Annotated in this window: 23 protein-coding genes, 1 pseudogene and 1 riboswitch; of the genes and pseudogenes, 7 read left to right on the top strand and 17 right to left on the bottom strand. The window is 42.9% G+C overall.

Annotated elements, in window-relative coordinates:
• Nucleotides 1-13 precede the first annotated feature (13 nt).
• The 3 genes from adhE to JJQ88_RS11435 form a co-directional block, all read right to left on the bottom strand.
• The gene (adhE, locus tag JJQ88_RS11445; RefSeq protein ID WP_282597688.1) at nt 14-2,671 is read right to left on the bottom strand and encodes a bifunctional acetaldehyde-CoA/alcohol dehydrogenase; all 2,658 of its coding nucleotides are present in this window, start codon (nt 2,669-2,671) and stop codon (nt 14-16) included.
• Between the two features lie 43 nt (nt 2,672-2,714).
• Complete coding sequence (locus JJQ88_RS11440) at nt 2,715-2,942, bottom strand: hypothetical protein (protein ID WP_210366032.1); 228 nt, start codon at nt 2,940-2,942, stop codon at nt 2,715-2,717.
• Nucleotides 2,943-3,335: 393 nt separating this feature from the next.
• Nucleotides 3,336-4,085, bottom strand: coding sequence for an alpha/beta hydrolase family protein (locus JJQ88_RS11435; RefSeq protein WP_210366031.1), 750 nt, complete (start codon nt 4,083-4,085; stop codon nt 3,336-3,338).
• 499 nt (nt 4,086-4,584) lie between these two features.
• Here JJQ88_RS11435 and qoxA point away from each other — a divergent pair, with 499 nt between their 5' ends.
• From qoxA to qoxD, 4 genes are read left to right on the top strand one after another with little or no spacing between them, the layout of a single operon-like run.
• The gene (gene qoxA / locus JJQ88_RS11430; protein ID WP_210366030.1) at nt 4,585-5,595 is read left to right on the top strand and encodes a cytochrome aa3 quinol oxidase subunit II; all 1,011 of its coding nucleotides are present in this window, start codon (nt 4,585-4,587) and stop codon (nt 5,593-5,595) included.
• Entirely contained in the window at nt 5,585-7,561 is a 1,977-nt protein-coding gene (qoxB, locus tag JJQ88_RS11425; RefSeq protein ID WP_210366029.1) for a cytochrome aa3 quinol oxidase subunit I, read from the top strand. The genes qoxA and qoxB overlap by 11 nt, the downstream gene beginning before the upstream one ends.
• A complete protein-coding gene (qoxC, locus tag JJQ88_RS11420) occupies nt 7,551-8,156 on the top strand; it encodes a cytochrome aa3 quinol oxidase subunit III (protein ID WP_210366028.1) in 606 nt (201 codons plus the stop codon). The genes qoxB and qoxC overlap by 11 nt, the downstream gene beginning before the upstream one ends.
• On the top strand, nt 8,157-8,456 hold the full coding sequence (gene qoxD, locus JJQ88_RS11415) for a cytochrome aa3 quinol oxidase subunit IV (RefSeq protein WP_210366027.1): 300 nt from the start codon (nt 8,157-8,159) through the stop codon (nt 8,454-8,456).
• Nucleotides 8,457-8,608: 152 nt separating this feature from the next.
• On the opposite strand, the gene JJQ88_RS11410 is transcribed toward qoxD, so the two are convergent.
• The gene (locus JJQ88_RS11410) at nt 8,609-9,208 is read right to left on the bottom strand and encodes a DUF3267 domain-containing protein (RefSeq protein ID WP_210366026.1); all 600 of its coding nucleotides are present in this window, start codon (nt 9,206-9,208) and stop codon (nt 8,609-8,611) included.
• A gap of 475 nt (nt 9,209-9,683) precedes the next feature.
• A riboswitch (TPP riboswitch) is annotated at nt 9,684-9,790 on the top strand.
• Between the two features lie 83 nt (nt 9,791-9,873).
• Between JJQ88_RS11410 and tenA the strand changes: the two genes are divergently transcribed.
• On the top strand, nt 9,874-10,572 hold the full coding sequence (gene tenA / locus JJQ88_RS11405) for a thiaminase II (protein WP_210366025.1): 699 nt from the start codon (nt 9,874-9,876) through the stop codon (nt 10,570-10,572).
• A 155-nt stretch (nt 10,573-10,727) separates the two neighbouring features.
• Here tenA and JJQ88_RS11400 read toward each other — a convergent pair whose 3' ends face one another.
• The 4 genes from JJQ88_RS11400 to JJQ88_RS11385 form a co-directional block, all read right to left on the bottom strand.
• Nucleotides 10,728-11,903, bottom strand: a complete 1,176-nt coding sequence (locus JJQ88_RS11400; RefSeq protein ID WP_210366024.1) for an LL-diaminopimelate aminotransferase — start codon at nt 11,901-11,903, stop codon at nt 10,728-10,730.
• 159 nt (nt 11,904-12,062) lie between these two features.
• Nucleotides 12,063-12,845: an aminoglycoside adenylyltransferase domain-containing protein gene (locus tag JJQ88_RS11395; RefSeq protein WP_210366023.1), complete on the bottom strand. Its 783-nt coding sequence runs from the start codon at nt 12,843-12,845 to the stop codon at nt 12,063-12,065.
• 210 nt (nt 12,846-13,055) lie between these two features.
• A complete protein-coding gene (locus tag JJQ88_RS11390) occupies nt 13,056-13,781 on the bottom strand; it encodes a DsbA family oxidoreductase (RefSeq protein ID WP_210366022.1) in 726 nt (241 codons plus the stop codon).
• A gap of 40 nt (nt 13,782-13,821) precedes the next feature.
• Complete coding sequence (locus JJQ88_RS11385) at nt 13,822-14,457, bottom strand: FMN-dependent NADH-azoreductase (protein WP_210366021.1); 636 nt, start codon at nt 14,455-14,457, stop codon at nt 13,822-13,824.
• A 187-nt stretch (nt 14,458-14,644) separates the two neighbouring features.
• On the opposite strand from JJQ88_RS11385, the gene JJQ88_RS11380 reads away from it, so the two are divergent.
• Nucleotides 14,645-15,220 (top strand): TetR/AcrR family transcriptional regulator, encoded by a 576-nt coding sequence (locus tag JJQ88_RS11380; RefSeq protein ID WP_210366020.1) that lies wholly within the window; start codon nt 14,645-14,647, stop codon nt 15,218-15,220.
• Nucleotides 15,221-15,734: 514 nt separating this feature from the next.
• Here JJQ88_RS11380 and JJQ88_RS11375 read toward each other — a convergent pair.
• The 5 genes from JJQ88_RS11375 to JJQ88_RS11355 form a co-directional block, all read right to left on the bottom strand.
• Nucleotides 15,735-16,355 (bottom strand): DUF1541 domain-containing protein, encoded by a 621-nt coding sequence (locus JJQ88_RS11375; RefSeq protein ID WP_210366019.1) that lies wholly within the window; start codon nt 16,353-16,355, stop codon nt 15,735-15,737.
• 820 nt (nt 16,356-17,175) lie between these two features.
• Entirely contained in the window at nt 17,176-17,379 is a 204-nt protein-coding gene (locus JJQ88_RS11370) for a DUF3784 domain-containing protein (RefSeq protein WP_210366018.1), read from the bottom strand.
• A gap of 97 nt (nt 17,380-17,476) precedes the next feature.
• Nucleotides 17,477-18,112, bottom strand: coding sequence for a sporulation delaying protein family toxin (locus JJQ88_RS11365; RefSeq protein WP_210366017.1), 636 nt, complete (start codon nt 18,110-18,112; stop codon nt 17,477-17,479).
• A 106-nt stretch (nt 18,113-18,218) separates the two neighbouring features.
• Nucleotides 18,219-18,806, bottom strand: a complete 588-nt coding sequence (locus JJQ88_RS21870; RefSeq protein ID WP_481748299.1) for a lipase maturation factor family protein — start codon at nt 18,804-18,806, stop codon at nt 18,219-18,221.
• 332 nt (nt 18,807-19,138) lie between these two features.
• The gene (locus JJQ88_RS11355; protein ID WP_210366016.1) at nt 19,139-19,699 is read right to left on the bottom strand and encodes an SdpA family antimicrobial peptide system protein; all 561 of its coding nucleotides are present in this window, start codon (nt 19,697-19,699) and stop codon (nt 19,139-19,141) included.
• Between the two features lie 257 nt (nt 19,700-19,956).
• Between JJQ88_RS11355 and JJQ88_RS11350 the strand changes: the two genes are divergently transcribed.
• A complete protein-coding gene (locus JJQ88_RS11350; protein WP_210366015.1) occupies nt 19,957-20,262 on the top strand; it encodes a hypothetical protein in 306 nt (101 codons plus the stop codon).
• Nucleotides 20,263-20,448: 186 nt separating this feature from the next.
• Here the strand turns inward: JJQ88_RS11350 and tnpA are convergent.
• From tnpA to JJQ88_RS11330, 4 genes and pseudogenes are all read right to left on the bottom strand, one after another.
• A pseudogene (gene tnpA, locus JJQ88_RS11345) lies at nt 20,449-20,689 on the bottom strand (IS200/IS605 family transposase); the annotation flags it as partial.
• Between the two features lie 1,154 nt (nt 20,690-21,843).
• Entirely contained in the window at nt 21,844-22,995 is a 1,152-nt protein-coding gene (locus JJQ88_RS11340) for a Ger(x)C family spore germination protein (RefSeq protein WP_210366014.1), read from the bottom strand.
• A 5-nt stretch (nt 22,996-23,000) separates the two neighbouring features.
• Complete coding sequence (locus JJQ88_RS11335; RefSeq protein WP_210366013.1) at nt 23,001-24,479, bottom strand: spore germination protein; 1,479 nt, start codon at nt 24,477-24,479, stop codon at nt 23,001-23,003.
• On the bottom strand, nt 24,476-25,576 hold the full coding sequence (locus JJQ88_RS11330) for a GerAB/ArcD/ProY family transporter (protein WP_210366012.1): 1,101 nt from the start codon (nt 25,574-25,576) through the stop codon (nt 24,476-24,478). Before JJQ88_RS11330 ends, JJQ88_RS11335 begins: the two co-directional genes overlap by 4 nt.
• Nucleotides 25,577-25,788: the final 212 nt, after the last annotated feature.

Raw genomic sequence — 25,788 nt, 5'->3', positions numbered from 1 at the left:
TGGTGCTTTACCGTTAGATTCCCTTATAAGCGAGCCTGTAAATTTCGGCAAGCTCAGACACTAGCGGAAGCTTAGGGTTTGCGGTTGTGCACTGATCTTCGAATGCACGTTCCGCAAGCAAGTCGACTTTTGCCTCGAATGATTCTTTGTCAACACCATTGGCTTCGATGCTCATTGGAATATCCATTTCCTTCGCAAGCTTGATGATCGCCTGGACAAGGCTCTCAACTCCCTCTTCTGTGGTACGGGCAGGCAAGCCAAGGATTCTCGCGATTTCCGCATAGCGCTGGTCGGCAACAAAGCTTTCGTATTTAGGAAAAGCAGTGAACTTTGTTGGCTTCAACGCGTTATATCGGATGACGTGCGGCAACAGGATCGTATTGGAACGGCCATGAGCGATATGGAATTCTGCACCAAGCTTATGCGCCAGACTGTGGTTGATCCCAAGGAAGGCATTGGCGAACGCCATTCCGGCTATCGTTGAGGCATTATGGATTTTTTCGCGTGCAACCTCATCATTCCCATTGCGGTATGCCCTTGGAAGGTACTCGAACACCAGCTGGATCGCCTTGATGGCAAGGCCGTCAGTATAATCATTGGCCATGCAGCTTACGTAGGCTTCAATTGCATGCGTCAGTACGTCCATTCCGGTATCCGCTGTAACGTGTTTTGGCACTGTCATGACGAACTGCGGGTCGACGATGGCTACATCAGGAGTCAGTTCATAGTCCGCCAGCGGATATTTGATATTTGCTTTTTTGTCCGTTATGACGGAGAAAGAGGTTACCTCGGACCCAGTACCTGACGTTGTTGGAATCGCAACGAATTGTGCTTTGCGGCCAAGGTGCGGATATTTGACGATCCTCTTCCGGATATCCAGGAATTTTTGCTTCAAACCATGGAAGTCAGCATCGGGATATTCGTAGAAAAGCCACATCCCTTTTGCTGCATCCATCGCTGAGCCGCCTCCAAGCGCGATGATGACATCAGGATGGAAACTATTCATCATTTCCGCCCCTTTCATCACGGTTTCAATGGATGGGTCAGGCTCTACCTCGGAGAAAATTTCACAGTGTACATAATCTGGCCGCTTCCTTAGGTGATAGAGAACCCGGTCAACATATCCGAGCTTTACCATCCCTGGATCTGTGACAATGAAAGCTTTGGAAATATTCGGCATTTTCGCAAGATACTGTGTTGAATTTTTTTCAAAATAGATTTTAGGGGGAACCTTGAACCACTGCATATTCACATTCCTTCTCGCCACCTTTTTAATGTTGATCAAGTTGATTGTACCCACATTCGTTGAAACCGAGTTCCCTCCATACGTTCCGCAGCCTAGCGTCAGCGAAGGCAGATATGCATTGTAAATATCGCCAATAGCACCCTGGGATGATGGGGCATTCACGATGACTCTTCCCGCTTTCATCCTCAGACCGAATGCTTTGATCACATCATCACTTGTCGAATGGATGACGGCAGAGTGGCCAAGTCCGCCGAACTCAAGCATTTCTTCCGCGCGCTTCAATCCTTCTTCGGTTCCATTCACCTTATAGCATGCAAGGACAGGACTTAATTTCTCCCTTGATAGTGGATATTGCGGCCCGACTCCCTTCAACTCAGCAACAAGGATTTTAGTATCTTCGGGTACAGTGACACCCGCCATCTCCGCTATTTTGAAGGCCGGCATTCCGACAATATCTGCGTTCACAGCACAGGAATGTTCATTGATTACAAGTTTTTCTACCTTTTCTCGTTCCACATCATTTAAAAAGTAACAATTGTTATCAATCAATTCTGTTTTAACATCATAATAGATCTCTTTATCAATAATAACGGCTTGTTCAGATGCACAGATCATCCCGTTATCGAATGTTTTCGATAAAATCAGGTCGTTTACCGCTCGTTTGACATTCGCAGTCCGCTCGATGTAACAAGGAACGTTACCCGGACCAACGCCAAGGGCAGGTTTTCCCGAGCTGTATGCTGACTTGACCATGCCAGATCCGCCCGTTGCCAGGATCAGAGATATTTGCGGATGGTTCATCAGTGCCTGTGTTGCTTCCAGGGAAGGCTTTTCGATCCACTGGATGCAATCGGCAGGGGCTCCTGCCTTGATGGCTGCATCGCGAAGGATTCTAGCTGCCTCGCTGCTGCATCTTTGTGCCGAAGGATGGAAAGCGAAAATGATCGGGTTCCGAGTCTTTATGGATATCAACGCTTTGAATATGGTTGTTGATGTAGGGTTGGTAACCGGCGTCACCCCGGCAATGACCCCAACAGGTTCAGCAATCGTTAAGATTCCTTCATGTTCATTCTCCTCGATGATTCCAGCTGTTTTGTCATATTTAATATTATGGTACACATATTCAGTCGCAAACATATTCTTGATGATTTTGTCTTCATATACACCACGTTTCGTTTCTTCAACAGCCATTTTCGCCAGGGGCATATGCTGGTCAAGTCCTGCTAATGCCATTTCTTTTACGATTACATCGATGCTTTCCTGGTCAAGCTCCCGCATCATTGATAGTGCGCTGATTCCCTTCTTGACAATGCCATCCACCATTTCTGCAACTTCATGAGTATCCTTTACGATTTTTTCGCTTGTTCCCATTCTCCTGACCTCCACTGACCCACATGACAGGTCTGATTTTTTTAGTACACACATTTCGAATACAACATGTGAATAATTTCACATAATAAACTAAAAATCATTCGCAGACAGGGTTTCTCGGAATCTTTTCAAAAGAAAGGTCTGTAATGTACTTGGAGCACCTTTTGACAATAATGACGTAGTTCACTGTCCAAATGTAGGCTGGGATGTTTGCATCATCCTTGAACATCATTGCTTCAAACGGATCGCCTGCCATTTCTTCAAAAATTTCCTGGGTGTATGTCTCAGTATCAGTGGAGAAAGGTTTGAATTCGCAGTAAATCATTTCACTCACTCCCTATTCCTTTTTCTAATTAAAGATTATCATATAAAAAGAATAACAGTATGTGAAATGTTGAACATGTTATGAATTATTTTATAAGCAGTTATCCTTCGTTTTATCTATGATATATAAAAAAGATGAAGAAATATATGGAAACGCTTACAATTTTAATGCTATATTAACATAACACCAAAGCCATTGAAACCCATCGTGTCGTTTTAAGTGGGCAGAGCACAAACGCGCTTTTGCCAGAGGGCTGTTTCCTAATAATATAATAGATTCAGAGTGGTAGGTCGTGTCGAAATGATTGAACCCAGTTCAAATTCTATGCTGAATGGCCGGCCCCTAGATTTGGGGGTCCACTGCCACCCTTTTTTGGTTGACTTCGCCTATATACTATTTCAAAAACCCAGTGACAGCATCGATTACTTGCTTTTCCCACCGAAAGGAATTGAAGGTGTGATCCGCACCTTCTATTGGCACAAGGCTTGCCCGTTTGCCATAACATTTTTCGATATATTCCAAAGAGTCGCCATACATGACAGACTGATCCTCCGTACCGTGAATTAATAAAACTTCTCCATTGTAGCCGGATGCGCGCTCCCATACTTTGATCGATTTTAATTCTTCGATAAATTTGCTGCCAACGAGATTACCGCCAATGTCATAGGCTTTTTTCTCTTCTATATACAGTGAATTCTGTCCCAGAAGATCTGCTTTTTTTGCCATATTGCCAGCAGGAGCGAGCAAGACAAGCTTCCTTATGGCATCAGATAGCTCCCCTGCAAGCAAACTCGCGACCAATCCTCCCATGCTAAAGCCAAGTAAATATACCCTAGCAGGATGGATGGAAGGGTGTGAATGAACATACTCAAGGATGGACTTGGCTTCAGATAATTCTTTAAGGATTGTCATATCCTCGAAGTCACCATCACTTTCTCCGCTTCCAAGAAAATCGAAACGAAAACTGGCGATGCCCTTTCTCTCCAGCTCCTGTGAAATTTTTAAAAAGAAGCGATGCGGTTCGAGCTTGCTGCCTGTAAAGCCATGCAGCATGATAACTGCAGGCAGTTTTTTCCCTTCTGGAAGATGCTGCATTCCCCTTAATACTTGCTCATTATGTACAATGGACACGTACTGTTGCATCAAACCTCTCCCCTTCAATTAAATTTGTTTTCTCTTAAAGTACCATAATTGAACTATTCACCATAACTTCCAAAAGACACTTATACACCTTTTGGCTTCCTATCCAATTACTCCTTTTTACTGGAAATAAATCCCTTACGTCCTTATATTAAACCAAACTAAATATCTTAAGATAATGATAGAGCAGCAGCCGCAGCGACATAACTTCCCACTTTTTTAAAAAATGGGGCAGTATCAATACGTCAAGCCCCGCAGTTAAACTTTCACCAAGATGACATTAATTGTTTTCATAAAATGTTCACAATCACTCCCGTAAGTGTCACAATTTCTATGTTAGAATCATTACAAACATAACAAGTGTGATTTTTATCACACCATTCGGCATGAAGTTTGCCCTGTGTTCCCTATATCCTGGGGACCAGAACGGCAATTTTGTGAACGAATGAACAAAATTTTGTGATAAAATGAACACTTTTAAGGGTTGAAAGGAGTTGCAGTGATGAAAAGAGGCAAGCTCATGTTGGTTTCTCTCACCTCGGTCATAGCCGTTTTACTGTTGAGCGGCTGTGAGAACAGTCTGGTCGTCTTCAATCCTGAAGGACCAATCGCGAGGCAAATTCTCGAACTGATCAATTTCTCGATTGTACTCATGCTATTGATAATAGCAGTGGTCTTCGGGCTGTTCGCGTTCATCGTCTGGAAATATCGTGAACGCAAGGACAATCTGGATTATGAGCCTCCTGAAGAGCATGGCAATCCAGTTATTGAGGTTATTTGGACTGTTATCCCTATTATCATAGTGATTGCATTGACAATCCCTACAATTAAGACAATTTATGCAATAGAAGAAGTACCTAAAGGTTATGAGGATAAGGAACCGCTTGTCATCCATGTTACATCAGCTGACTGGAAGTGGATTTTCAGCTATCCGGAACAAGGAATAGAAACGATTAATTATGTGAACATCCCTGAGGACAGGCCGATTGACTTCAGGCTGACTTCTGCAGGAACGATGCAAAGCTTCTGGATTCCTTCACTAGGCGGACAGAAGTATACAATGGCCAAAGCTGAAACTCAGTTATACTTAGTTGCTGACAATCCTGGTTCCTATCTCGGCCGCAATACAAACTTTAACGGCCAGGGATATGCCGGCATGGAGTTTGAAGTCCTTGCGCAGACAGAAGAAGATTTTGATCAATGGGTGAAGGATGTAAAGGAAACAGCACCTAAGATGACCGAAAAAGAGTATGAAAAAATGCTCGAGCCATCACACTTTGGCCGAAAGACATTCTCGAACACACACCTGGAGTGGGTGGACCATTCCGATTCTCATTCAAAAAATTACACAAATCCTGAAATGTACGATCGCGGACATGGATGGCCAGGCAAGATTTTTGAAGACAAGAATAATTACAAGAATAAAGATGGAAGCAATGAAAATACTGGACATGGCGAACAAGACGGCATGAACCAGGAGGAATCGCACGGGGGTGAACATAATGGGCATTAAATGGGATGAATTTTTTGTTACAGGCGATCCATTGATCTTCGCCTCGCAAATCGCCATCGCCCTGACCGGAGTCGGGATTGTGGCTGCCCTTACGTATTTCAAGAAATGGAAATGGCTATGGACCGATTGGCTCACTACTGTAGACCATAAAAAAATCGGGATCATGTATATCCTCATGGGTGTCGTGATGTTTTTCCGCGGCGGCATGGATGGTTTGATGATGAAGGGACAGACTGCCGTTCCCGAAAATGGATTTTTGAATGCACAGCACTATAATGAAGTTTTCACGACACACGGCGTCATAATGATCCTCTTCGTTGCGATGCCACTTTTGATCGGATTGATGAACTTTGTTGTGCCGCTGCAGATTGGCGCCCGTGACGTGGCATTCCCTCAGCTAAACGCATTAAGCTTCTGGCTGACATTTGCTGGCGCCATGCTGTTCAATATTTCCTTTGTCATCGGCGGTTCTCCCGACGCAGGCTGGACCTCCTATTTCCCTCTGGCCGGGAAAGAATTCAGCCCGGGAATCGGCAATAACTTTTACGCAGTCTCCCTGCAGATTGCTGGTGCCGGTACCCTGATGACTGGAATCAACTTCGTCGTAACGATTTTGAAAATGAGGACAAAAGGAATGACCATGCTGAAAATGCCCATGTTCAGCTGGACAACATTCATCACATCCATCATCATTGTTGCAAGCTTTCCGATTTTCACTGTCGCACTTGCGCTGATGACTTTTGACCGCACGTTCGGAACCCATTTCTTCACCGTATCCGGCGGCGGTATGGATATGCTTTGGGCAAACCTGTTCTGGCTCTGGGGACATCCTGAGGTATACATCGTTGTACTTCCGGCATTCGGGATGCTTTCGGATATCATTTCGACATTCGCCAGAAAAACACTTTATGGGTATAAATCAATGGTTGGATCGATCGTTGCCATTTCGGTTCTCAGTATGCTTGTTTGGGTTCACCATTTCTACACAATGGGCAACAGCCCTGCGGCGAACTCATTTTTCTCGATCACTACAATGGCAATCGCGATACCAACGGGCGTGAAGGTTTTCAACTGGCTGTTCACAATGCGGAAAGGACGGATAAAGTTCTCGACTGCCATGCTCTGGTCTCTTGCCTTCGTCCCTAACTTCGTCATTGGCGGTGTTACGGGAGTCATGCTTGCAATGGCAGCGGCAGACTATCAGTACCACAATACATTGTTCCTGGTCGCGCACTTCCATTATACGCTCATTCCAGGTGTTGTTTTCCCAATCTTCGCCGGGCTATACTTCTGGTGGCCAAAAATGTTTGGCTTCATGCTGAACGAAAAAATCGGGAAATGGCATTTCTGGTTGTTTGTGATCGGCTTTAACCTTACGTTCATGCCAATGTTCTTCCTTGGTCTGGACGGAGCGGTACGCCGGGCTTACACCTATTCTGCCGAAACTGGCTTCGGCCCGCTAATGCTGCTTTCTGCCATCGGTTCGGCCATCCTTGCTGCAGGCTTTGCGGCTTTCTTGTATAACATATATTGGAGCGCACGGAATGCTGAGCGCAATATCGGGAACGACCCTTGGAACGCACGTACACTTGAATGGGCAACAGCATCACCTGTCCAGCATTATAATTTTGCTACCCTGCCAGAGGTAAACAAGCTTGATGCATTCTGGCATATGAAAAAGAATGATGAGATCAAGCCATTGAGTGAAGAGGAAATAGAGGAAATCCACCTTCCAAGCAGCACATGGATTCCTATTTATATGGGTCTTGTCTTCGGAATCGCAGGCTTCCTGCTCGTCTTTGAATGGACGGTTGCTGCAGCTGTAGCGGCCATCGGCATTTTCGCCGGTCTCGCCTTCCGGTCATTCGATTATGATGAAGGGTTCCATGTCAAAAAGGATGAAATCCGTGCAATAGAAAGCAAATGGAGAAACAGCAAAGAAGGGGTGAAGAATCATGTCAGCTAAAGCAAACGCAGCCTTGCCGCTTGAATATCGTACGCACCAGGACAGGATGAACATTCTTGGATTCTGGGTTTTCCTCGGCGCTGAAATTGTTCTTTTTGCCACCCTGTTCGGAGTATATGGCGTCCTCGGCAATCGTTATGCAGGGGGACCGACACAGCAAGACTTGTTTGTGGTAAGGGATGTAATGATCATGACTTTCCTTCTGCTGACAAGCAGTTTTACAATGGGCATCTCAATATTCGAAATGCGCCGCAGCAACATAAAGGGTATGCTTATGTGGCTTGCCTTCACACTGCTGCTAGGCGGTGGATTCCTTTTCATGGAAATACGCGAGTTCGCCCATTATGTCCACCAGGGTGCGACTATGCAGACAAGCGCATTTCTTTCAAGCTTCTTTGTCTTACTTGGAACACACGGACTGCACGTTTCTATTGGAACCGGCTGGGCTATCCTGCTCATCATCCAGGTGCTGCAGCGTGGCCTGACGTCAACAACCGCACGGAAGACCTTTATTTTCGGACTATACTGGCACTTCCTGGACGTTGTATGGATCTTCATTTTCACATTCGTATATTTAGCAGGGTTGGTGTCTTAAATGGATAAACACTCAAAAGGTTTCCCAATCAGCCATGTAGTTGGTTTCTTTATGTCATTGGTTTTAACACTCGGAGCGGCTTGGATTGCCCTCCAGTCTTCCTTGTCGGTGAAGGCTGTGATGTGGTTCATCGGGTCCCTGGCAATTGTCCAGGCCGCCATACAGCTCTACATGTTCATGCACATCAACGAAGGCGGCAACAAAGTCGTCAATAATATCAACATCCTGTATTCTGCATTCCTTGCAGTTGTCATTGTCGCAGGGTCGATTTGGGTAATGACATCAGGACATTCTCATTAACAGCGAGAGGCGTTTCCGTTTTATCGGGAGCGCCTTTTGTAATGTCAAAGCAGGTTATTATTAGGATTTCCTCCATTGCTTTTATCCACTGTGTGTCATCTTATTTTTTGGCTGATGACCCTCACGATTCCCCTAAAAATTCTCCAAAGCCATTATCCCTTTTTCCAATATGTTTGCCATCCATTGCTCTTTATAATTGCATCCCTTGGCACTTGTTTGGCAACAAGAGTGAGATTCAACAAATCAATAGACGATGCAAGTGCATTCAGGATGGCCAGCAACTTCAGCTGCACTGTCAGAAGGCCAAGGAAACCAAGAATAAGAGGCGAAACGATTGAAAGGATAAGGTAGGGCGCTGCAGAAATCAGTATGTACCTTGTTCTTGAAATTTCCTCTTCGGTTGCAACAAAAACACCTAAAAAAGTAATGCCTGTAATAGTTTTTTGAGAATTAGGGATGAATATAAGATGCAGGCATTCATGAATAATCACAAGTATCAAAAGGTAAATTAGCGCGGAAACCTCGATCACAATTGTTATTGAACCCTCCCCGAAGCCTTTTTCCGACCATGTAAAGGGCGAAATGAAAGAGATGACTACCGCGGAGAGATACGCTGCGATTACCATGAAAGGAATTGAATAGATGAATGATTTCAAAAAATTCCCTGGCTCCTTCAAAGGAATCCATTCCTGTTCAATCAATTTTTTGTGTACTTCCATATTTCTTTCAGGAAAAGTAGTTTGAAATTTCATCGGACTCTCCTCCTCCTTATCAATTCGCTTGAAAACTTATTATTCCCTCCACCAAAAAACAACTGTTCCTTTTGGGAACAGCTGCAGGTCAAACGAAACTTTTTTTGTGCCCTTTAACCAAACGCAGTTTTGGGATCCTTCCCTCTTTTTTGAAAAGCGCATACATCCCAAAGTTAAAAACAGCAAGAAAAAGTGACAGGATCGCATGCTGGAAACCGTGGGAAAAAATGGCGAGGAATCCGCTTACAATACAATAAAAGCCAACAATCAAATAAAAATACATAAGAAGTTTGCCCACTTCTCATTCCTCCACTTTTTGGTTTACATGTTTTTATATTAACAGAATCCAGTATTAAATGTCACATAATGTTCACAATTAATTCATTATTTTTTCACATAGATGTAAATCGCTTGATTTTTAACAATATGGCTGACAAAATGGCAGTGTAATGATGGATAAAAGTTCATATATGAATTGAACCACTGGGGGAGCCTTTTAAAGGCTGAGATTAAAGTCTTACTTTAAGACCCTTGGAACCTGATCTGGATCATACCAGCGTAGGGAAGTGGCTTTTGGAAACATACTATAGACTGTTGCCAATACAACCACATTCCCATTAGGAATGTGGTTTTTTTATTGGAATAAAATTTCAGGAGGAATTATCATGACATTCACAAACCAGATTCGTGAAGAATCAAAGCCGATTTGGGATGCAAATTTCAATCACCCCTTTGTCAGAGGAATCGCAGATGGGAGTCTGTCATTAGAGTCATTCCGTTATTATGTTTTACAGGACTCCTACTATCTTTCACATTTTGCGAGGGTTCAGGCAATTGCCGCTTCAAAAGCAGATGATTTATTCACAACCTCAAGGCTTGCTGCGCATGCGCAGGGTACATATGAAGCAGAGCTTGGCCTTCATGAGAGTTTTATCAAGCAGCTTAGGGTGACGGATGATGAAATTGCCAGCTTCATGCCTTCCCCGACCGCTTACGCCTATACCTCCCACCTTTACCGGGTAGCTGCTGCAGGAAACCTCGGAGAAATCATTGCAGCACTTTTGCCATGCTACTGGATTTATTATGAAATCGGCAGACTTCTCAAAGGGAAAGCTCCAGAAGAACCAATTTATCAGGAATGGATCAATGCATATGGAGGTGAATGGTTCGCCACGCTTGTGAATGAGCAAATAGTGCGGCTTGACCAGCTTGCCAAGCAATCTACTGCGGAGGAACGTCATAAAATGAAGCAGCATTTCATCATCAGCAGCCAATATGAATTCCTTTTTTGGGACATGGCCTATAACCTTGAAAATTGGCCGATCGAACAGGAAGAACTTTTGGAGACAGGAGCGGAAAGATAATTTATTGCTGACAAGGTTATACTGGGATGGTACAGCAAACAAGGAAAGTTCATGTAAAACAAATAGAGATGAAGCTTGGGAGATTGATTCCCCGCTTCATCCCTTTTACTTGAAAAATTAATCTAGTCGATACTGGATGATTTCCCTATCCAAATCTACACGGAAAACTCAAGCAAAAATTGATTTACTCTCTGTGCTGCTTCTTCCAACCGTTCCGGCGGCTGGACGAGAGCAATCCTGACGTAGCCCTCTCCCTGTTTGCCAAAGGCATCCCCTGGCACAACAACAATTCCTTCTTCATCGATCAATTGAAAGGCAAAATCACGAGATTTCCATCCTGCAGGGATTTTTGCCCAGACAAACATGGTCGCTGGAGAGTTCGCAACAGCCCATCCGCTATTCCTCAATCCTGTCACCAGAGCATTCCTTCTTAATTCGTATTGCCTCACCTGATCCTCCAGAAAGGAGTAATCAGACGTCAAAGCGGCAACAGCAGCCATTTGAATCGGATAGAAGACCCCGTAGTCAATATGCGACTTGAAAGAGGAGAGGAGGTCGATCACTTCGGTGTTTCCAACCATATAGCCTATCCTGCAGCCAGCCATGTTGAAGGTTTTCGAAAGCGAATTGAATTCCACCCCTACTTCCTTCGCGCCAGGCACGGACATGAAGCTGATTTGCGGGTTGCTGTCATAAATCAATTCTGAATATGCAAAGTCATGCACAACTATAATGTTATGTATCTTTGCAAACACAATGACCTCTTCAAAAAAAGCCCTGTCAGCAAGTGCGGTAACAGGGTTGCCAGGATAGCTCAAAATCATCATTTTTGTCCTCTGCAGCACTTCCGAAGGGATATCCTCCAGCTTCGGCAAAAATTTATTTTCAGCAAGCAATGGCATTGGATGGATTTTACCGCCAGCTATCGTCACGCTTGCTTCATATATGGGGTAACCAGGGTCTGGAACCAAAACATAATCGCCTGGATTCACGATTGCGGTCGCCAAGTGGGCAAGTCCATCCTGTGAACCCATCAGCTGCAAAACTTCCCTTTTGCTATCAATCTCTGCATCATAGCGTTCATAGTAGAAATGGGCAACCGCTTCATTGAAAGCTTCGATTCCCCTCAATGTGTAAAAGTAATTCCCTGGGTTTTTCGAATGCTCAACCAATGTATCAATCACAAATTGTGGAGGCGGGAAATCTGGACTGCCGATGCTCAAGTCAATGACATCCTTGCCGTTTGCCAGTGCCGCATGCTTCCTTTCCACTACTTCCTGAAAAATACTGGACGTCATTCGCTTCATTTTCTCTGATCCGTTTATCTTCATGGATTTCCCCTCCGTCGCCTGTTTATTAACGCATTAAAGCGATATTATAATAAAATATAAATTCGATTATACCAGTCTGCAAAAAATCAATCCAGAGTTTTTCCGAATTTTTAGGCATTTGCAAGAAAGAAAGACCTCCTGTATCATCAGGAGGCCTTCTCAATTGATACAAGATTCTATCAGTTTTCTCATGTAATTCTTGAACCTTAGTAATTCCGTTTTTGTAAATCCGATGGCAGGATACGGTATTTCGTATTCAGCAGCTGCTTTTTGTACGGTTAATTGGAATTCGGGAGGGAATCCATATATTTTCCATTTCCCCGCTTCATGCTTGGAGACAATTTTTCCAGTTTCAAGAAAAATATAACACCTTATCATGTTTAAAATACAATAGACTGGTTCCTTCTCGATTCCTGCCTGGCAATCCCTGATATCGCCAAGGATCGAATCAAGATAATCTGGACGGGGAAGCGAAGGAAAGATATCCAAAATTGGCCGGCCGCTAATAACCATTCCTTGCTGACGGATGGTGGTTACATGAGCCGCTAAATCTGGATCTTTCATTTCAGGATGGATAAGGTAGCCTTCTTTCTCAAAAGCTCCCCTCCATGCTTCACTATAATGAAATTCAAAAGTGCTGGGGTGTTTCCAGTATTCAAGCTGCTGAATTCCTAAAATACTTATTTCTACTGGATATGGATCCTTTGAGTGCTTCAGGAAAAAAAGCATCAATCGTTTTTTGTCCATTTTGGATATTGGCCTGATTACGACTGCGACCAGATCAATATCGCTTTTGTCAGGGTGGAAGCCGCCCATTGACAGGGATCCATGCAAATAAATACCTGCCAGATTGCTGCCAAGGATTTTTCTCATCCCGTCATTCAGATGTTGCACAAAGGTTTTCATAGACACAGGGCAAGAATGCCAGCTATAACTCATCATTCATTTTCCCCCAGCAGTTAAGGTCTTTTCTTCACTGATAGCATAATGATTGTGTCTGCTATCAGTATAGTATCTTCATGCTAGCAGAAACTTCGCTGACCTTTGACATCCATAAGCGGAAAGGATTTTAATTCATTATTCGCCATCCTTGTATCTATTTCCTCCCCACCCAAAAAAACAAGCTTCCTCAACGGAAGCCTGTTAAAAGAGTTATTCATTTTTGCTGCCTGGAATATCGCAGTGATCATCCGTACAGACGGCACCTTGGCCTGTATCAATTTGTTGAAGAGGTGCTGCTTTGTTTTCTTCTTCCCATACTTTCTGCAGTGTATCAGCAAATGCGGTTACAGGCTGTGCGCCAGATATCGCATACTTACGGTTAATTACAAAGAACGGGACACCCTGCACTTGCAGCTTGGCAGCCTCTGCCTGGTCTTCCTGGACACTTGCAGCAAAACCATCGGTCTTCAACACCGTTTCTGTTTCTTCCCGATCAAGTCCTGCTTCAACTGCCAGTTCAATCAATGTATCAAGCTTGCCAAGAAACTTCGATTCAGTGAAATAGCCTTTCATTAAACGTTCTGCCATCTCTTTTCCTTTGCCTTTAGTTTCAGCGTACTTCGCCAAACGATGTGCATCAAGTGTATTCGTCTGCTTGACTTGATCGAAGTTATAGGTTAATCCAACCTCTGCAGCCCTGGCAACAAGTTGATTGTTCATCGCTTTCGCCTCGTCAACTGAAATCTCATATTTGTTCGCCAGCGCTTCATGGACGGAAATATTCTCATCGCTTTTTGTATTGGGATCTAGCTGGAACGCTTTATAGCTGACTTGCACCTCATCCTTATGCGGAAAATTTTCTAATGCCTGCTCCAACGTCCTCTTTCCAATATAGCAAAATGGACAAACATAGTCGGACCATACTTCAATCTTCATTGCAAACACCCTTCCCTATCAATAATTTCCAGTTTGGATTTTAAACTGTCTCGTAAACCAGTTTAGCTCCTGCCTCAGCCACACGCTTCAACCCAGCCTGGACGATTTCTTCGGCTTGCGCCGGATTTGCATTGTGGCCTTCAATAATGACTTCGTCAATGATTTCCATGCCAAACATGTTTGCAAAAATGGCACGCATATAGTTAACAGCCATCTCCATCGGCTGCATTTCTGGCGCAGAATAAACCCCTCCGCGTGCATTGAGAAGAATGACCTTTTTGTCAGCAAGCAAGTGGACGAGATTTCCATCTGCTCCATATTTGAACGTAAAGCCAGCCTCACAAATATAGTCTATAAATGTATGCAGCCTTGCTGGCACTGTAAAGTTCCATAATGGAAAGGCGATAACAACGACATCAGCAGCAGCAAATGCCTCTTTTGCTTTTTGCTTGGCAGCAAGCAGGCGCTTTTCCACATCTATCAACTCAGCACCGTTTTGCAATTTGCCGAATGCATCGAACAGTTCCTGGCCAATATATGGCATGTCCTCTGCAAAAACATCATATGTTGTTACAATTGCGTTTTCCGCACCCTTTACAGATTGCATGAAAGCATCATACATTTTAGATGAAATACCATCCGGACGGTTGTTCGCTTTTACTACCAATATATTCATATTTGAATCCTCCATTGATTTTTTATTCAAGTTTGGCATCAACACGTATAAAACACCTTTTGTTTATCCAACACTTGTTGTACTATTAGATTGTAATTATTATAATATAATGACTCAACCGATAATTTCCCGATTTTATCGTTTATACGACATTTCGCGGGAAATGTCGAAAAAGGAGAAATGGAACATGGAAGCAGTAAGAACAGACCCAAGGATCCTGCGCACAAGGAAACTGATCATGAATGCGTTTGTCGAACTGGCAAACAAAAAAGAATTCAAAGATATCACAATAAAAGATATAACCACGAAAGCCACTGTGAACCGGGCAACCTTTTATTATCATTTCATTGATAAATATGACCTGCTGGAAAAAGTGCTGAAGGAAGATTTAATGACGAATGTCATCAGTGAAATAGCAGAACATGAAATCTTGAACAAAGACACACTAGCCAGCGTCTTTTTATCGCTTACAAAGTTCGTGCAGCTTTTATCATCACAGTGCCGCCGCAGTTATGTAGCGTTCGCTTCTACTATCGAGGCCATCATCAAAGACGAGCTGGAAGAGTTTTTCTATCAAAAAATGATGGAACAGAAACCTGAAAGCGAAAGGGAATCAATCAGGGTGGCAGCCGCCATATTAAGCTGGGCCATTTACGGAGCCTTTGCCGATTGGCAAAAAAACAGCGGGGAATCCCCTGAACATTATTTTGAAAAAGCCATCCCAATTCTGACGAAGGGCATGGACATCCTTGCAGCGGATTAAATAAGGGACTCCTCGAATTGGAGTCCCTTTTCCATTATTTCACGATGAGAGAAGTTGACCTTTTTTCTCCTGTACATTCAATTCCGAACGATTTCCATTTTGTTCAACCATGGAAATCGATTGCACCAGGTAAAATGCTCCCTTCTCTATCACTCCAAATTGCAGCCTTGGATGCCTCAGAAGAATTCATCCAAAGAATTTTCGATTGGGATAATACCAAACAACTCAACATTTTGTCCTTGAAAAAAACATGGCCGCGCACATTTTTGGTCCGCAGCCCTGATTGCTTATTTGGAATAGCCTTTTGATCGGCTTGTCTTACGGCTTTCAATGATTTTCTTTACGACGGGATAAACGACTGGTGCCCATTTGATCGCCTTTCGAATCAATTTTCCCATATGATTCCCTCCTGTCCTTCTTAAGGTTCCTTTACCCTGATTTCAAGCTTGACAATCATTCTTATTATTAAAAAAAGCCTCGAAATCGGCTGGCGATTTTGAGGCTACAGTTCTTTTTATTTAACTGGTGCAAGTTCGTCTTCTGTTACCCACTTATGATTTGTGACCTTTTCACTGCCATCTGTTGGAGTGAAATCAACCATATAGACATCCACTTTTTCCGCAGTATCAATCGTTGCCTTCGCACCTTTCATCCCCGGCATGTGGTCCGCATCGATTGTCGCTTCGTTCCCTGGTTTCAAAGGATTCGCTCCTGGATCCTCCAGTTCTTCGTGAATGACCCATTTATGGTTCTCTACCCGTTTTCCACCGTCTGTCGGATCATATGACAGTGCGTAAACAGTCGTTGTATATACCCCCGCTATGGTTGCTTCTGCTCCCTTCATACCTGGCATATGGTCAGCATTGATGATCGCCTGGCTCCCAACTGGATATTTAGGGTTATCTGCTTCCTTCAGGCCATCAGGAACCTCACCTGAACCCGAATGTTCCATTCCTTCATGCCCGCTTTCACTGTTGCCGTTCTCCTCAGTTGTGTCCTTTTGCATCTCTTTCTCTTCCGTTCCCCGCTCATCATCCTGCTGTTTCCCTTGGTCCTCCCCATCTGAACAAGCGGCCAATGTAGCTGCAGTCAAAAGAGAAATCAAGGCAAACAAGAATTTCCTTTTTAAATTCACTTATTTTCCTCCTTTTTATGTTAGTAATACTTTTATAGCAAACAATTGTGCAGAAACAACGCATTTGGTGTGGTGCTTTAGCTTCAATTTCATCGCCCTTCGTCTATTCCTATCTTTAAAAGTGTTTCCCCAATAGCAAAAAAGAAAACAATAGGGAGGAGGAGAATCGAAGATAGAGGGGCATGAATCAAACAATAATGCATTGTGATAATTTCCGGATCTCTTTTCGTTCCTTTTTCGATTTTGGAACACCTGTTTGGGGACGAGGAGGCCTCTTTCTTTCCTTTTAACTACTCACTGCGCCTCCAAAGGGAGTGCAGAGCCCTCTTGCGTTACCTTTTACTACTCAATGCGCCCCCAAAGGGAGTGCATCCCGCGCTTTCGTTACCTTTCACTGCTCACTGCGCCCTCAAAGGGAGTGCAAAGCGCTCTTGCGTTACCTTTCACTGCTCACTGCGCCCTCAAAGGGAGTGCAACACGCTCTTGCGTTACCTTTCACTGCTCACTGCGCCCCCAAAGGGAGTGCAAAGCGCTCTTGCGTTACCTTTCACTGCTCACTGCGCCCCCAAAGGGAATGCAAAGCGCGCTTGCGTTACCTTTCACTGCTCACTGCGGCCCCAAAGGGAGTGCAGAGCCAAGTTTAAGCTTTTAATCCGTTCACCAATCCTTTATTAGCAAGAAAAGGATAACCAATATGTCATTAGTTATCCAATGTCTCTCACCTTGCCGCCGATCTTCAATTTATATAAATAATGTCGCAGATTCTAAAATTAAAGAGGAAGGTATATTTTGTTTTTTCAGGTCTCTTGCTTTACTACATTTAAAAAATAAATGGGGTTACTCCAGCAAATATTCCAGCTAAAATTACAATCATTCCAACTACTTTTCCTATCTTTTTCTCATTAACATCTCTCCCATTCAATTTTCCATTTTTATAGCCAGCAACCAAAAATAATAATTTTCCGTTTAACATTAAAACGCCAACGACAACAAATACAATACATATAATATAGGGTAAGATCATTTGTTTCACCTCACTAAATGTTTAAAGAGCGGGTTATTAAAAGACCTTCATTAATATATGAAGGTCCCCTTAAACTTGATTCGATCTCAAAGTGTTTTTATTGATAGTTTACTACTTTTTCGATCATTGTTTTTGTAAACATTTCTTGGTCAATCGACATGCTTCCTGGTTCAACTATGCTAGATTTAGTCTTTAACACTGTATAGTTGTAAACCCAGTAAGTATTTGCAAGAGCTGCACCGGTAACTACTAACACCAGTACTGCAGTAGCTAATCCTGCAAAAGTTGTTGTTAAGCAGTTTGTAGAGATACTGTCATCAGGATTAACGACACCAGCCCCTAAATTCTCTAAAGCTTGATTTAAAACATCTCCACCAATAACCAATGTATTGTAAACGCCGTAAAGGTCTTTTTCATAAACAGCTTTTTCTAATTTACCAAAGTATCCTTTGTCAACCTTTTTCATTTCCTTAAGGATCAACTTTGCATCCTTTTGAGCTTCAGGTGTGTTGGCTTTTTCTAGCATGTCCTTAGTCCAAACAGTGTCAAACTCCTTGGCAAATTCACCTTGTCCTAAAATCAAGCCAGCAAACAATTGTTCACCATTTGGTTTTTTCCCTTTTAATTTTGCACTTGCTTGATTACCTGTCCCTGCTAGGGTAGTTGCAAGAATCAATACAGCTACTAGAACAGCAATCACTTTTGTACGAATAGGCATAATTTGATTTACCACAACATCTTCTTCTCCTCTCACTTATAAACATTTATGTATTTTCTAGATGCAACAGACTAACATCACAAAACCAACGGATACATCGACCCTTTTCTTGATGTACTTTTTAAACCACCTCCTTTAATTCGGCCTCTTTCCATTCTTTTGGCTTTTTAAAAGAGAAATTAAATTCGTGGTCATAAGGTCTCAAATAAAGAATTAATACTGAAAACATTATGGTAGAAAAACTAATGAGTCCTAAAATCAAACCGAAAATTTCATGCATGAATATTGCAAGGAACAATATATATTTTCGATTCTTTTTTGGAGCAAAAAGTCCAATAACTAATATTGTTTGAACAACTAAAGTGCCCCATGTTGGAAAGATGATCAGCCATGAAGCTAATATAGGTTCGAATATCTTCATTAACCATGGATTTAACCCAAGCATTGGCTCCTGGAGATAATAATATACAGCTGTACCATCTAACCATTCATCCTCTTGTAACTTAGCGGTGGTGGAGTTAAAGTATAAAATTGCAACTTGTATCCTAATGACCGTAAAGGTTACTAACCCTATAACTCTGGAATATAGATTAATAGACTCTTTCTTTGGTGTGATCTTATCCCAATGACTTTTCCTGGGGTCTGTTAATGCTAACGGTAGTAATAATAAAGAGAAGACGGCAGCTACTTGTTCCCCCCCCCCCGTCAATAGTTAATGCGGAAACTTGTAAACTATACAAATCCACCAATGAAAGATTGCTGTAATTCTTGGTCGCCATCCTGATGCAACTACCAGCAATATCACTACGCAAATCCATCTAAGAATATTCAGCCATAAATATGTATTAGGAACTAGACAAAAGATGCTTACGGTATTAGTGCAAGCAGGGTACTCAGTTACTCCTAATGCCGGTTTAAATAAAATTTCAGCCTCATTGATAGCTAGAGTAGCGGCTGTAGCTAGGGCCATTATTGTTCTAGCCAGTCCGTATACGTTTGTCCAGGGGTTATTTTCCAACGCCCAACTTGTAACCTTGTTATTTAATTCTTGGAGCATGACACATTCACCCTTACTATTTTAGATGTAGAATTAATATCATCAGCATAATCTGCCCATGCCCATGGAATAGGTTGAGCTGAGGCAATGCCTAATTCTCCACATAATGTAGGCTTTGGAGTTGTACTTTGTATCGAAACTGTCTTTGTCGAATCAGATAAGCAATCCCTGGGATCCTTAGTGCATTTATCCCAGTCACCTTCTTGTATCTGGGCAGTAAGTAGTCCCATCTCTGTTCCTTGGGCTCGTCCATACCTATAAAGACCAAATACGTTTGAAATTTTATTATTAGGCCAATTTACTGCTGGTTCTTCGTTGCTGATATTGTAGACATTAAACATGTCTCCCCTAGGGTCTTTACTATAGAATCCCCACCCTTGTGGATAGACAGTTCTTATAAGTATTCTTTTTTCTAGATCGAGGGGAATCGCTGATGTAGGAATGGCGGCAATGATGGTGTAAAAAAGTAAAATGCACCATAAAGCGGATACAGTGAGGAAAAATAAACCTAACGACTTATTGGATTTTCGAGGATCAATATCCATAAAGTCCTCTCCTTTTCTTTTTTTTTACAAAAAAATCATAATTTTGTATATATTTTATGTTATATGTAACACTTGAGTAATTACAAGTATTTTCCTGTTGTTTATAGTAAAAAAGTAAAAAAGTACCAATTTTCATTTAAGAGTTGTTTGTATTTTTCATTTAACATATAATGTTAAATAAATTACTCCTATTTATTGGAAGATCATCTCGTCTTTCAAGTCCTTCTCATAGAAATCTGTGCACTGGAGGGAAAAGTATGATAATACAATTGGGTTATGGAGTACTCCTTGGTACTTTTTTCATCTTACTTGGTATCTTTATTTGGAGAAAAGGTAGTGTTTCCTTTTTAGCTGGTTATACGAAAGATAGGATCAACAACGAAAAACTTATGGCCAAACGCATAGGGATTGTTATCATATTATTTGGTTTAGAAACTATTTTGCTGATAGCCATAAATCTTTATTTAGTAGACTTGGATGGTTTAATTTATGGGGTTTTAGCCATATTGCATATCTTGGCTATATTATTTTTGATAATATTAACTCAAATGAATGAAGCATAAATAAAAACCACCTGTAATTAAATAACGGGTGGTTTTCTCTGCGGCAGAAAGCCTTTGTTACTGACCAAAGCTTAAAGGGCTTCTTAAAGTTCGCCTTATGTACTACTTCTACCGGCCCTCTACTTACTTCCGTTTCTTTTTCTTTACCTCTTCGCCTGTGATTTCTTCCGACCGTATCCACATAATATATTTCAAATTTGCATGACGTCAAAATTCATCGAACTACCTTTCCCCTTTGAGTATCTAACAAATGAAGACACACTTAACTTGGTGGAATACTTACTAACATATGTATGTGGTCTTTAAATGTAGTTTCCTCGATGTTTTCAACCCCTTTCCTCTCAACATAGTGTACGTAGGATTTCTCCAATATCTTTTTTGATTGTTCCATAAATTATTTGTCTTCGTGTTTTGGCGCGAAAAGAATGTGATACTTACAATTTCAAGTGGTGTGTGTTAAATTATTAGTGTCTTTGGACATGAAAACTCCTTCCTGTGCATGATATTTTGGTTTGCGAGCCAAAAATATTTTAGCACCTCCAGGAAGTTTTTTTAATGCCACACTTTAAGCTTTTTGAACCACTGCGCCCCCAAAGGGAGTGCAACACGCTCTTGCATTACCTTTCACTGCTCACTGCGGCCCCAAAGGGAGTGCAACACGTTCTTGCGTTACCTTTTACTACGCACTGCGCCTCCAAAGGGAGTGCAACACGCTCTTGCGTTACCTTTTACTACGCACTGCGCCTCCAAAGGGAGTGCAACACGCTCTTGCGTTACCTTTTACTACTCACTGCGCCCCCAAAGGGAGTGCAAAGCGCTCTTGCGTTACCTTTCACTGCTCACTGCGCCCTCAAAGGGAATGCAAAGCGCGCTTGCGTTACCTTTCACTGCTCACTGCGGCCCCAAAGGGAGTGCAACACGTTCTTGCGTTACCTTTTACTACGCACTGCGCCTCCAAAGGGAGTGCAACACGCTCTTGCGTTACCTTTTACTACTCACTGCGCCTCCAAAGGGAGTGCAACACGCGCTTGCGTTACCTTTCACTGCTCACTGCGCCCCCAAAGGGAGTGCATCCCGCGCTTTCGTTACCTTTCACTGCTCACTGCGCCCCCAAAGGGAGTGCAACACGCTCTTGCGTTACCTTTTACTACTCACTGCGCCTCTAAAGGGAGTGCATAGCGCGCTTGCGTTACCTTTCACTGCTCACTGCGCCCCCAAAGGGAGTGCAAAGCGCGCTTGCGTTACCTTTTACTACGCACTGCGCCCCCAAAGGGAGTGCAGAGCCCTCTTGCGTTACCTTTTACTACTCACTGCGCCCTCAAAGGGAGTGCAACACGCTCTTGCGTTACCTTTTACTGCTCACTGCGCCCCCAAAGGGAGTGCAACACGCTCTTGCGTTACCTTTTACTACTCAATGCGCCCCCAAAGGGAGTGCATCCCGCGCTTGCGTTACCTTTCACTGCTCACTGCGCCCTCAAAGGGAGTGCATTGCGCTCTTGCGTTACCTTTTACCTTTCCCGGCCACCCGTTTAGTAACGAGTGAAACAAATAAGCTACAATCCTCTTCTCCTTTTCCCCGGATCACGTTTTTTCCAATTTGATTTTTCCGGAGGCGTCTATTTTTGCTTTTACATTTACCTTTTTAAGCGATTCCTTTCTCAAAGGCATGACGTTTCCGTTATGGGTTATTTTTTTCCATCTTTCAGGGTGTTTCCGGTACAACTTCTCCGTTACTCGATAGATATCTGTGTCCTTTTCCAATGCAGCATGGTAGGTTTCTTCCAGTTCCGCAACAATGGATTCTCTGGCAAGCTTATTGAGTTCAGATTCCGTTACTTCCTGGTAGAGTTCACTGATGATTCCTTTTGCTTCTACTTCCATCGTGAATGTTATGTAACCATCCTCAATCTTCGGCGTGATTTTTGTTTTTGCATTCCTAAAAATGATGGAAGCTGCAACTTTGTTATCTTTCTTTAGAAAAACACTTATTCTTTCCCCTTCATCTACCCAGCGAAGCCCATTTACCTGCTCTCCGATTAATGATCCTTTATATCCATTTTTTCCATACATATTTACCCCGTTGATCCGGTAAGCAGGAGATTCTTTCTTCAACGCCCAATAATCCTTGATTAGTTCAAATCTCGGAATTATAGCTGTATGTGCCGGTTCATTTATTTCAACAAGGAATTCCTGAAACCTTTTTGGCTTGATGAATGAGCTTTGCTCATAGCTGGTCAATGGGTCCGAAAGCCTGGTGAACATTGGGGAAATAATCGCCGGGAATGTCCTCAATAACTCATTTACCGGTGCATTCGTCGATGTGATCCAAATGGTATAGCGTGTTTCCCGATAGCGATTCAGGACATCCAATGTTGATGAAACAATGTTTTTCTGTGCCAATGCATCTTCTGAAAAAACAACGGATGATAAGTGTCCCCAGAAAAGCCTTTGAGGAATATTCTTATAAAAATCAAATACAGCTATATCGACAGTTTCTCCCCTGCCAATCCCTACGGAAGCTGGAGATGTACCTTGGCTTCCCGGCGAGCCGCCCTCACCCTTTAACCCCAATGCTCCGATATTTGTCAGCTGGGCATATACAAGATACTCACCATCTTTGTAATCTATACCAAGAGCATGTATATACAAAATCTTATCAATTTCATTCACATCCCAGCATCCTGTTAACAATAAGGGAAGCAGCATGGCGATTAATAACTTTTTTTTAAACACAGTGATCACTCCTGTTTGGTAGGATCCTTGGGTTCCAAAAACTGCGGCCTTGTTTTGTTCATTTTCCATGGAAGTCTTAAAAAAGTGTTCCAAAGACCTTTAGGATCTTCCAGCAAGAACGGGGCCAGGTATGGGACGCCAAATGCCCGCAGTTGAGCAGTGTAGATGAGTGCTAACGCGATGGAGAGAAAAACTCCCCAAAAACCAAGTGAACCAGCAAGGATTATAACAATAAAACGGTAGACACTGATAACCCCTGTCAGCGACTGGTTGACAAGAGTATAGGTAGCCACCTCTGAAGTAGCGATGACTACAAGCATTGCAGGGTTGGTCAGTCCCGCCCTGATCGCAGCATCGCCGATAATCAATCCGCCGATGACGCTTAATGTCTGTCCAATCGTAACAGGAAGCCTTAACCCGGCTTCTCGGAACAATGAAAACAATAGCATCATAATTATTGCTTCAAATGCTGAAGGAAGCGGGACACCTCTTCTTGACTCCACCAACACCGCCAGCAATGTGAAAGGTATCTGGTCTTGATGGATGGTGATCAAGGCAATCCAAATTCCCGGTAAAAAAGTGGAGACAAAAAGCCCGCCAATCCTCATCAGCCTTTCAAATGAGTTATAAATGAAGTTATATTCACTGTCTTCCGCACTTTTAAATAAAAGTGTCAAGTTACCTGGTCCAATGGCAATAGTCGGGGTACCATCAATCAGGATCAAGAATCTTCCCCTCAACAGGCAGTCAACTGCGAAATCTGGCCGTCCTGTATAATCAAGAATGGGCAATATATCGAGACCATTGTCAGACAGTAGCTCCATTAATTGGTTCGAACTCAAGATCCCGTCGATCTTGATTGCCGATAATCGCGTCTGGATATCGTCTTTCGTTCCTTTGCGGATGAGATCATCCACGTACATGAGAGCGATCTTGGTCTGGGTACGCTCCCCAATAATATAGCTTTTGCATATGAGGCTATTGCTTCTCAGTCTTTTCCTTATTAGCGCTATGTTCACGCCTATCTCTTCAACAAATCCGTCACGTGCACCCTTGATGCTGATTTCGGTATTCGGATCCTGAGGCAGCCTTTTCGGATGGTCCGATATATCCACCGAAAAAAAGATACGGTTGTTGATATGGACAAAAACTTCACCATTGAATACCCTCGGGATCAACTCATCGATTTGTGTCACCGTTTGCGGGGGAATCTCCAATTTTTCCTTGAAGTCATCAAACTTCATCCTTCCGCCACGACGCTGCTCAAGTATGCTTTTCAAAGAAGGAATCAGGATGGTATCATATTTGCGCTTATCATATAGCCCCTGGCAAAACACAAGCTTCAGCGTGTATGTATCCCCTGCTGTCAGCATTTGGTGTGTAACATCATCACAATCACGGAAAAGACCCAGTACTTCGGCAAAATCAATCTCCTGCAATCCGTCTTTTGCACGATTTCCCTCTCTTCCTTTCGTATGTCTCACTGGCTTCTTCCCCCTTTCTTTTTCGTCTTGATTACAACATACAGGCTAAGGAAAACTGTGATAAGAAAAAGGAAAAACGATGAAAATGGCAAGAAGTAGTTTTTCAGGAACGATAGAAAAGCCATATCGCTCATTGGGTTTATCAGAACCGACACGCTCAAGAAGAACGCGATAAAGATTTGAATGATCACCCTTTTTTTACCTTTAAAGTTAAACATTTCAGGAATGAGGTAAATCAGTAACGATATTCTGATGAAGATCCCAACCATCCACTGATAAATCGATATGAAGTCAAGGTGCTCCAAGTATCTTCCCAGATTGAGCATCGCCCATTGTTCATATGCCGGGAATCGCTGCTTTGCAGCTTCCATTGGACCGAATATTGCGATGGAGCCCATCAAGGGGCCGATTGTCAGGATAACGAGGAACATCCCTGTTATAAGAAGGGATTTCAGACTGAACTTTCCGCCTATTTTATGCTGAAAAAGAAGGACGAAAAACAGTTCGAATATTCCTGCTCCAGAATCCATCGTGCCCCTCATAACCCGCTTCCAGCCGTTTTCCAGGAAGGGGCGCAACATGCCATAATCCTTATTTGGAATGTTCCCAAGCGCAACCATGATCCCAAAAATGAGCACCAACGGCAATAGGATACAATTAATAACCGCGACACTCCTTATTCCATTAAGGGCAGGCAGCAGACATATAACCGCTAATGAAGTGCTGATCACTACTGTTGGGGTTCTCGCAAGATAAGTCGTAGTTGCCCATGAGACCGTGTCGATAAACGAAACCGCAGCGGTAGCCAGCAAAAACAAGCAAATAAGGACGGCCAAGATGTAGCTCGAGACCTTACTTCCCTTTTCGCTGATCCATAAGAAAAGGTGCTGCTGACCAGTTTTTTTCTGTATGAAAAACAGAAGCAAAATCCACACCAGCAATAACGGGCCAATCAGAAGGACTGAAATCCACGCATCCCTCCCGGCTTCGTCTAATATCGCAGGAATGACAATAACGTGCGAAACAATCCCCGCAGCTGTAATAATGATGAACAAACCGAGGATCACATTAATTTTTTCATCCTTTTTCTGTTCCATAAAAACCACCTAATTTATGCCTTCGATTCCTTTAGTATTTGGATAGAAATAACTAAATATGCAGGAATTATGACGGAATATGAAGGGTCATTATATGGCCCATCGATTTAAAAAGGCAACAAAAAACCCGTTGATTGATCAACGGGCGGGCGGTTGTCGCTTTGCGGTGCGGCTCATGCAACATCCAAATTCAGATCTGGTCTCTTACAACT

The organism is Bacillus sp. REN3 (genome assembly GCF_017912555.1).
Lineage (GTDB): Bacteria > Bacillota > Bacilli > Bacillales > Cytobacillaceae > Mesobacillus.
The sequence above is the reverse complement of the archived record's forward strand: the minus strand, read 5'-3'. Positions and strand labels throughout refer to the sequence as shown.

Bases quoted from the DNA above. Each gene is read 5' to 3' on its own strand.
- qoxA (WP_210366030.1), top strand. From the start codon at position 4,585: ATGAAAAGAGGCAAGCTCATGTTGGTTTCTCTCACCTCGGTCATAGCC.
- qoxD (WP_210366027.1), top strand. From the start codon at position 8,157: ATGGATAAACACTCAAAAGGTTTCCCAATCAGCCATGTAGTTGGTTTC.
- JJQ88_RS11410 (WP_210366026.1), bottom strand. From the start codon at position 9,208: ATGAAATTTCAAACTACTTTTCCTGAAAGAAATATGGAAGTACACAAA.
- adhE (WP_282597688.1), bottom strand. From the start codon at position 2,671: ATGTGTGTACTAAAAAAATCAGACCTGTCATGTGGGTCAGTGGAGGTC.
- JJQ88_RS11390 (WP_210366022.1), bottom strand. From the start codon at position 13,781: ATGAAGATTGAAGTATGGTCCGACTATGTTTGTCCATTTTGCTATATT.
- JJQ88_RS11400 (WP_210366024.1), bottom strand. From the start codon at position 11,903: ATGAAGATAAACGGATCAGAGAAAATGAAGCGAATGACGTCCAGTATT.
- JJQ88_RS11380 (WP_210366020.1), top strand. From the start codon at position 14,645: ATGGAAGCAGTAAGAACAGACCCAAGGATCCTGCGCACAAGGAAACTG.
- JJQ88_RS11355 (WP_210366016.1), bottom strand. From the start codon at position 19,699: ATGGATATTGATCCTCGAAAATCCAATAAGTCGTTAGGTTTATTTTTC.
- JJQ88_RS11385 (WP_210366021.1), bottom strand. From the start codon at position 14,457: ATGAATATATTGGTAGTAAAAGCGAACAACCGTCCGGATGGTATTTCA.
- qoxB (WP_210366029.1), top strand. From the start codon at position 5,585: ATGGGCATTAAATGGGATGAATTTTTTGTTACAGGCGATCCATTGATC.
- JJQ88_RS11395 (WP_210366023.1), bottom strand. From the start codon at position 12,845: ATGATGAGTTATAGCTGGCATTCTTGCCCTGTGTCTATGAAAACCTTT.
- qoxC (WP_210366028.1), top strand. From the start codon at position 7,551: ATGTCAGCTAAAGCAAACGCAGCCTTGCCGCTTGAATATCGTACGCAC.
- JJQ88_RS11350 (WP_210366015.1), top strand. From the start codon at position 19,957: ATGATAATACAATTGGGTTATGGAGTACTCCTTGGTACTTTTTTCATC.
- JJQ88_RS11435 (WP_210366031.1), bottom strand. From the start codon at position 4,085: ATGCAACAGTACGTGTCCATTGTACATAATGAGCAAGTATTAAGGGGA.
- tenA (WP_210366025.1), top strand. From the start codon at position 9,874: ATGACATTCACAAACCAGATTCGTGAAGAATCAAAGCCGATTTGGGAT.
- JJQ88_RS11370 (WP_210366018.1), bottom strand. From the start codon at position 17,379: ATGATCTTACCCTATATTATATGTATTGTATTTGTTGTCGTTGGCGTT.
- JJQ88_RS11440 (WP_210366032.1), bottom strand. From the start codon at position 2,942: ATGATTTACTGCGAATTCAAACCTTTCTCCACTGATACTGAGACATAC.
- JJQ88_RS11330 (WP_210366012.1), bottom strand. From the start codon at position 25,576: ATGGAACAGAAAAAGGATGAAAAAATTAATGTGATCCTCGGTTTGTTC.